The 6,095-nt window shown below is 75.8% G+C and carries 9 protein-coding genes and 1 pseudogene; 7 read left to right on the plus strand and 3 right to left on the minus strand.

The annotated features are described in order from the left end of the window. Positions 1-372, plus strand: a 372-nt coding sequence (locus AB6N24_RS22365; protein ID WP_412871564.1) for a hypothetical protein, incomplete at its 5' end; no start/stop codon positions are given. Positions 373-387: 15 nt separating this feature from the next. On the opposite strand, the gene AB6N24_RS22370 is transcribed toward AB6N24_RS22365, so the two are convergent. Both AB6N24_RS22370 and AB6N24_RS22375 read right to left on the minus strand, forming a co-directional pair. Continuing rightward, positions 388-957 carry a GNAT family N-acetyltransferase gene (locus AB6N24_RS22370; RefSeq protein ID WP_412871565.1) on the minus strand — a complete coding sequence of 190 codons (570 nt, stop codon included), beginning with the start codon at positions 955-957 and terminating at the stop codon, positions 388-390. After that, positions 954-1,739 (minus strand): HAD family hydrolase, encoded by a 786-nt coding sequence (locus AB6N24_RS22375; RefSeq protein ID WP_412871572.1) that lies wholly within the window; start codon positions 1,737-1,739, stop codon positions 954-956. The genes AB6N24_RS22370 and AB6N24_RS22375 overlap by 4 nt, the downstream gene beginning before the upstream one ends. Positions 1,740-1,912: 173 nt before the next feature. Between AB6N24_RS22375 and AB6N24_RS22380 the strand changes: the two genes are divergently transcribed. Together AB6N24_RS22380 and AB6N24_RS22385 are read left to right on the plus strand one after the other, a co-directional pair. Next, on the plus strand, positions 1,913-2,224 hold the full coding sequence (locus AB6N24_RS22380) for a glutaredoxin family protein (protein WP_412871566.1): 312 nt from the start codon (positions 1,913-1,915) through the stop codon (positions 2,222-2,224). A 32-nt stretch (positions 2,225-2,256) separates the two neighbouring features. After that, on the plus strand, positions 2,257-2,955 hold the full coding sequence (locus AB6N24_RS22385) for a redox-sensing transcriptional repressor Rex (protein ID WP_412871567.1): 699 nt from the start codon (positions 2,257-2,259) through the stop codon (positions 2,953-2,955). Positions 2,956-3,162: 207 nt separating this feature from the next. Here AB6N24_RS22385 and AB6N24_RS22390 read toward each other — a convergent pair whose 3' ends face one another. Next, the gene (locus tag AB6N24_RS22390; RefSeq protein ID WP_412871568.1) at positions 3,163-3,723 is read right to left on the minus strand and encodes a YceI family protein; all 561 of its coding nucleotides are present in this window, start codon (positions 3,721-3,723) and stop codon (positions 3,163-3,165) included. A gap of 174 nt (positions 3,724-3,897) precedes the next feature. Between AB6N24_RS22390 and AB6N24_RS22395 the strand changes: the two genes are divergently transcribed. From AB6N24_RS22395 to AB6N24_RS22410, 4 genes and pseudogenes are all read left to right on the plus strand, one after another. Further along, entirely contained in the window at positions 3,898-4,434 is a 537-nt protein-coding gene (locus tag AB6N24_RS22395) for a MarR family winged helix-turn-helix transcriptional regulator (protein ID WP_412871569.1), read from the plus strand. Between the two features lie 93 nt (positions 4,435-4,527). Continuing rightward, positions 4,528-5,184: a histidine phosphatase family protein gene (locus AB6N24_RS22400; RefSeq protein ID WP_412871570.1), complete on the plus strand. Its 657-nt coding sequence runs from the start codon at positions 4,528-4,530 to the stop codon at positions 5,182-5,184. Continuing rightward, complete coding sequence (locus AB6N24_RS22405) at positions 5,181-5,810, plus strand: TlpA family protein disulfide reductase (protein WP_412871571.1); 630 nt, start codon at positions 5,181-5,183, stop codon at positions 5,808-5,810. The genes AB6N24_RS22400 and AB6N24_RS22405 overlap by 4 nt, the downstream gene beginning before the upstream one ends. 68 nt (positions 5,811-5,878) lie before the next feature. Beyond that, a pseudogene (locus AB6N24_RS22410) lies at positions 5,879-6,034 on the plus strand (cytochrome c biogenesis protein CcdA); the annotation flags it as partial. Between the last annotated feature and the right edge of the window lie 61 nt (positions 6,035-6,095).

A 6,095-nucleotide genomic window follows, 5' to 3' on the forward strand; every position in this document is an offset into this window, starting at 1 on the left:
GACTGGGTGCGGCCGCGCTCGCTCGACGAGCACGGCGCACGCGAGCATCCGCCGGGAACGCCGGTCCCGTCGCGCACCCTCGCGGTCGCCGCCGGCGTCGCGGCGGTCTGCCTCGCGCTCACCGCGGCCGCGCTCGTCGGCTACGCGCTCGACGAGCAGGACGGTGCGGCGGCCGACGGCCCCGCGGGGGCGGTCCTCAGCATCGCGATGCTGCTGAGCGTGTGCGGCGCCAGCCTCGCGGCGTGGGTCATCGTGACCCGCCGCTCGCGCACCTCGCGGGACCAGCGCCGCGCTGCCCTCGCGTTCGCGGGCTCCCTCGCGCCGTGGATCGCGCTCACGGTCGTCGACCTCGTGCGCGGGCTCGCGGCCTGACCGGCGCCGCCACCGTCAGCCGTCGGCCGTCCCGGTCGCGACCTCGCCCCGCAGCACGCGCTCGAGCACGAAGTCGTCCTCGAGCCGGTCACCGACGAGGAACCGCTTGGTCCCGACGACCTCGAACCCGGCCCGCCGGTAGAAGGCCTGCGCACGCAGGTTCTGCTGGTTGACGCCGAGCCACACGCCCGCCGCCCCGGTGCGCCGTGCGGCGTCGAGCGTCGCCGCCATGAGCAGCGTCGCGACACCCTGCCCGTGGTGCCCCGGCAGCACGTAGCACTTCGAGAGCTCGACGGTCGGGTGCAGGCGGACCGCCGCGCGCACGTCCGCGTCGGCGGGCTCGCCCTCGACGAGCATCGTGTAGCCGACGGGCTGGGGGACCGCGTCGTCGTGCGCGACGAGCAGGGTCCGTGCCGGGTCCGCGAGGTACTCCGCGAACCGCTCGGGCGACAGCACCTGCGCGATGAACGCCTGCTGGGACTCGCGCGACGACCCCGGCGGGCACGCGAGCGGGAACGTGATCGCGGCCAGGGCGGCGAGGGCGTCGGCGTCGCCCGGCACAGCGCGGCGCACGCGCGCGCTCACGGGCGCACCGCCCGCCGGATGGCCCGGAACACCAGCCCCCCGACCCACGCGAGCCCGGCGAGGCTCGCCGCGTTGACGCCACGCCGTGCCGCGCGCCGGCGGCCGCGGAACTCCCGGATCGGCCAGCCGACCTCGCGGGCGTGCCGGCGCAGGCGTCCGTCCGGGTTGATCGCGCACGGGAAGCCGACCTCGGACAGGATCGGCACGTCGTTGGTCGAGTCGCCGTACGCGTACGACTGCGTGAGGTCGAGCCCGTCCCGCTCCGCGAGCGCCCGCACCGCGCTGGCCTTGGCCTCGCCGTGCAGCAGGTCGCCGACGAGGTAGCCCGTGTAGAACCCGTCCTTGTGCTCCGCGATCGTGCCGAGCGCGCCGGTGACGCCGAGCCGGCGGGCGATGAGCTCGCCGACCTCGACCGGGGTGGCGGTGACGAGCCACACCTCGTGACCTGCGGCGATGTGCTCGTCGAGGAGCTTCTGGGTGCCGGGGTAGATCCGCAGGCACAGCACCTCGTCGTACACGTCCTCCGCGATGGCGGTGACCTCGGCGACCGAGTGCCCGGTCATGATCGACAGCGCGCGCGAGCGAACCTCGTCGATCTGGCCGAGGTTCTCCCCGAAGAGCTGGTAGCGGGACTGGTGCAGCCCGAACGACAGCAGGTCCCGCTTGCGGAAGAACCCGCGGCGGTACAGGCCCACGGCGAGGTGGAAGGCGCTCGCGCCGCGGATGATCGTGTTGTCGACGTCGAAGAACGCGCCGACCCGGGGCCGGGCCTCGGTGGCCACCGCCTCGGCACCCGCGTCCGGGGTCGCGGCGTGCGCGCGCCCGGCGGCTCGGGGTGGGGCGTCGGGCGCCGCCACGATGTGCGGGACGACGGCCGCACCGGCGGCGGCGACCTCGTCGGGCGTTGTCGGCTCGGGCACCCCGTCACTGTAACGAGCCGTCCTAGGCTGGGGAGGTGCATCCCGCCGACCCGTCCCCGCCCCCCGTCGCACCGGCGCGCGTCGTGCTCTACGGCCGCGCGGGCTGCCACCTGTGCGACGAGGCGCGCGAGCTCGTGCGCACCGTGTGCGCGGAGTCGGGCGCGAGGTGGCGCGAGGTCGACGTCGACGAGCCGGGTGCGCCGCTGCTGGCGAACGGCGAGGCGGTGCTCGACGCCTACGGCGAGCTCGTGCCGGTCGTCGAGGTCGACGGGGTCCGCCAGGGCTACTGGCGCATCGACGGCGCCCGGGTCCGGCAGGCCCTCGCTGCGGGACCCCCGACGTCCTAACCTGACCCGAGGACCATCCTGGGAGGTCAGTCATGGGCGCCCCACCGCCCGGCCGCACCGACGCACCGCTGCGCGACGCCGCGCCGCTGGTGCGCCCGGCCGCGCGCACCGTGCCGCCCTCGACCGTCGCGCGGCTCCCCGGGTACCTGCGTGCGCTCGCGGAGGTCGAGGCCCAGGGGGTGCGGACGGCGTCGTCGGACGCGCTCGCGGACGTCGCGGGCGTGAGCCCCGCGCAGCTGCGCAAGGACCTGTCGTTCCTCGGGTCGCACGGCACGCGTGGGGTCGGCTACGACGTCGCGCACCTGCGCGGGCAGATCGGCGTCGTGCTCGGGCTGACGCGGCAGCGCCCGGTCGTCATCGTCGGGCTCGGGAACATGGGGCACGCGCTCGCGAACTACCCGGGCTTCACCGAGCGGGGGTTCGTGGTCGTGGGGCTCGTCGACGCGGACCCGCGCGTCGCCGGGACCCAGGTCGCGGGCCTGCGCGTCGAGCCCGCCGAGCGCCTCGCGGACGTCGTGCGCGAGGGCGGCGCGACGATGGCCGTCATCACCGTCCCGGCCGGGGCGGCGCAGGACGTGTGCGACCGGCTCGTCGCGGCTGGCGTGCGGGGGATCCTCAACTTCGCGCCGCGCGCGCTGCAGGTGCCCGACGGCGTGGACGTGCGCTCGGTCGACCTCGGCTCGGAGCTGCAGATCCTGGCGTTCCACGACCAGGCGCGGTCGATGTCCTGAGCCGGCCTGTGCCGGCCTCGGCCGGTCGCGCGTGCGTCGCGCGGGGCGGCCGTGCGGGCGGTGCCCGCTGCGGTGCCCGGGTCGTCGCGGGGCGGACAGACCTCGGGCGCGACGACCGGGGGGACGGTCGCCGCGCCCGAGGAGGCTGCGGTGCGCACGCGCGGTGCGCGCCGGCCCGGGGGCCGGGGGAGGTGCGTCAGGCGGGCGTCACGCCTGCTTGATGATCGACGCGTCGATCGTGATGACGACCTTGTCGCTGACGAGCACGCCGCCGGCCTCGAGGGCCGCGTTCCAGGTCAGCCCGAAGTCCTTGCGCGAGATCGTCGTCGTGGCCTCGAAGCCGGCACGCGTGTTGCCGAACGGGTCGACCGCGGTGCCGCTGAACTCGGTCGCGAGCTCGACCTCACGGGTCACGCCGTGGATCGTCAGGTCGCCGACGATGACGTGGTCGGAGCCGGCGGGGCGCACGGAGGTCGACGCGAAGCTCCACTCGCCGAACTGCTCGACGTCGAAGAAGTCGGCCGTCTTGAGGTGGCCGTCGCGGCCGGCGTCGCCGGTGCTGATGCTGGACGGGTCGAGCGTCGCGGTGACGGACGTGGACGCGAGGTCCTCGCCGACGACGACGGTGCCCGAGGTGATCGCGACGGTGCCGCGGACCTTGGAGATGCCGGCGTGGCGGACGGTGAAGGCGGCCTCGCTGTGCGACGCGTCGACCGCCCAGGTGCCCGTGGCGAGCTCGGACGGGACCGCGGTGGAGGTGGTGCTCATGGTGATCTCCTCGGGAAGTCGTTACTTGAACCGTCAAGGAACTGTTAGTTGAGATTTCTACTACACTGAGCGACGTCGCGCAACCCCCTAGCGTGGTTCGCGGACACCCCGCTCGCAGCCCGTCCACCCGCGCCGCCCCCGCGCCCGCCCCGCAGCCCGACCCCCGGAGACCCCATGACCAGCACCGACACCCGGACCGAGAAGCACACGGACGTCCGCTGGCTCTCGCCCGAGCAGCAGACGCACTGGCGCGCGTTCCGCGACGGCACGGCGCTGCTCCTCGACGTCCTCGGCCGCGAGCTCGATGACGACAGCGGGCTCTCGCTCGGCGAGTACGAGGTCCTCGTGCGGCTCTCCGAGGCGCCGGGCCGCACGCTGCGGATGTCCGAGCTCGCCGGGGAGCTCGCGCACTCGCGCAGCCGCCTCACGCACACCATCCGGCGCATGGAGAGCGACGGCCTCGTCGCCCGCACGCCGTGCGCGGAGGACGCCCGGGGCGTCAACTGCACGATGACCGAGGCCGGCTGGCAGCGGATCGTCGACGCCGCGCCCGGTCACGTGGAGGCCGTGCGCGCCAACCTGGTCGACGTCCTGACCCCCGCGCAGCTCGCGGCGCTGGGCGAGGCGATGGGCGTCGTCATCGAGCACCTGCGCACCGCGGCCCGCCCGCGGTCGTCCGCCGGCGGGTCCGGGGGCCGGGCCCGCCGCTGACCCGGCGTCCGGCGGCGGGTTCCCGCTCCGGACGTCGCCCATCTCACGCCGCCGTCGGACCCAGCACACAGCCACGTTTGCGACACTGGGACCATGGTCGCCACCACCCTGCACCTCCTGCGTCACGGCGAGGTCCACAACCCCACGGGCGTGCTCTACGGCCGCCTGCCGGGCTACCACCTCTCCGAGCGCGGGCACGCGATGGCGGCGCTCGTCGCCGAGCACCTCGCGGGCGGGCGCGGCGCGGAGCGAGCGGACGTCACGGTCGTCATCGCCTCGCCGCTGCAGCGCGCGCAGGAGACCGCCGGCCCCGTCGCGGCCGCGTTCGGCGTCGACGTGCGCACCGACGAGAACCTGCTCGAGGCCGAGAACCAGTTCCAGGGGATGACGTTCGGGGTCGGCGACGGGTCGCTGCGCCACCCCCAGCACTGGCCGCTGCTGCGCAACCCGTTCCGCCCGTCCTGGGGTGAGCCGTACGAGGCGCAGGTCGCGCGCATGCGCGCCGCGCTCGACGCCGCGCGGGAGGCCGCCCGCGGGCACCAGGCCGTGCTCGTGAGCCACCAGCTGCCCATCTGGGTCACCCGCCTCGCGTTCGAGAACCGGCGGCTCTGGCACGACCCGCGCCGGCGACAGTGCTCGCTGGCCTCGCTCACGTCGCTGCACTACGAGGACGACCGCTTCACCGGCCTGACCTACAGCGAGCCCGCCGCCGAGCTGCTGCCCGGCGCGGCGCGGGTGGCCGGCGCGTGACCTCGCGGGCTGCCGGCCGGGCCGGACGCGGAGCGCGGGCCGCCGCGGGCGCCGCCGGGCTCGTGCTCGCCCTCGGGCTGCTCGGGGCGTGCACGCCGGAGGACACCAACGCGCCCGACGACGTCGTCGGGCAGGGGTACGAGTCGGGTGACGGCTCCCAGAAGGTGTGGGCCGCGGGCGACCGGTCCGAGCCCGTCGAGCTCGGGGGGACCGACTTCGCGGGCGAGGCGCAGGACGTCGCGGCGTGGCGCGGGGACGTCGTCGTCCTCAACACCTGGTACGCCGCGTGCCCGCCGTGCCGCGCCGAGGCGCCCGACCTCGTGGACGTCGCGACCGAGTACGCCGACCAGGGCGTCCACCTGCTCGGCATCAACGGGACCGACGACGCGGGCGCCGCCGAGGCGTTCCAGCGCACGTTCGAGGTGCCCTACCCGAGCATCGCCGACACCGACGGCGCCGCGATCGCCGCGCTCCAGGGCACCGTGCCGGTCCAGGCCGTGCCCACGACCGTCGTGCTCGACCGCGAGGGCCGCGTCGCCGCCCGCATCCTCGGCATCGCCGAGGGCTCCACGCTGCGCGCGCTGCTCGACGACGTGCTCGCCGAGCAGCCGGGCGCGACGACGTGACCGGCGCGGCGCCGGGCCTGCTCGGGGCCGCGCACGGCGTGCTCGCCACCGGCGGAGCCGCCGCGGGCATCGGCGACGCCTTCCAGACCACGGCCTTCTCGGGGTCCCTGCTGCTCGCGGTGCCGGTCGCGCTCGTCGCGGGGTTCGTCGCGTTCGCCTCGCCCTGCGTGCTGCCGCTCGTGCCGGGCTACCTCGGCTACCTCGGCGGGATGTCGGCGGCGAGCGGCGTCTTGGGGTAGCGCACGACCGTCGGGGCGTCGTCGACGTCGACCGCCGTGCGCAGCG

Source organism: Cellulomonas jepli, from assembly GCF_047229345.1.
Lineage (GTDB): Bacteria > Actinomycetota > Actinomycetes > Actinomycetales > Cellulomonadaceae > Cellulomonas_A.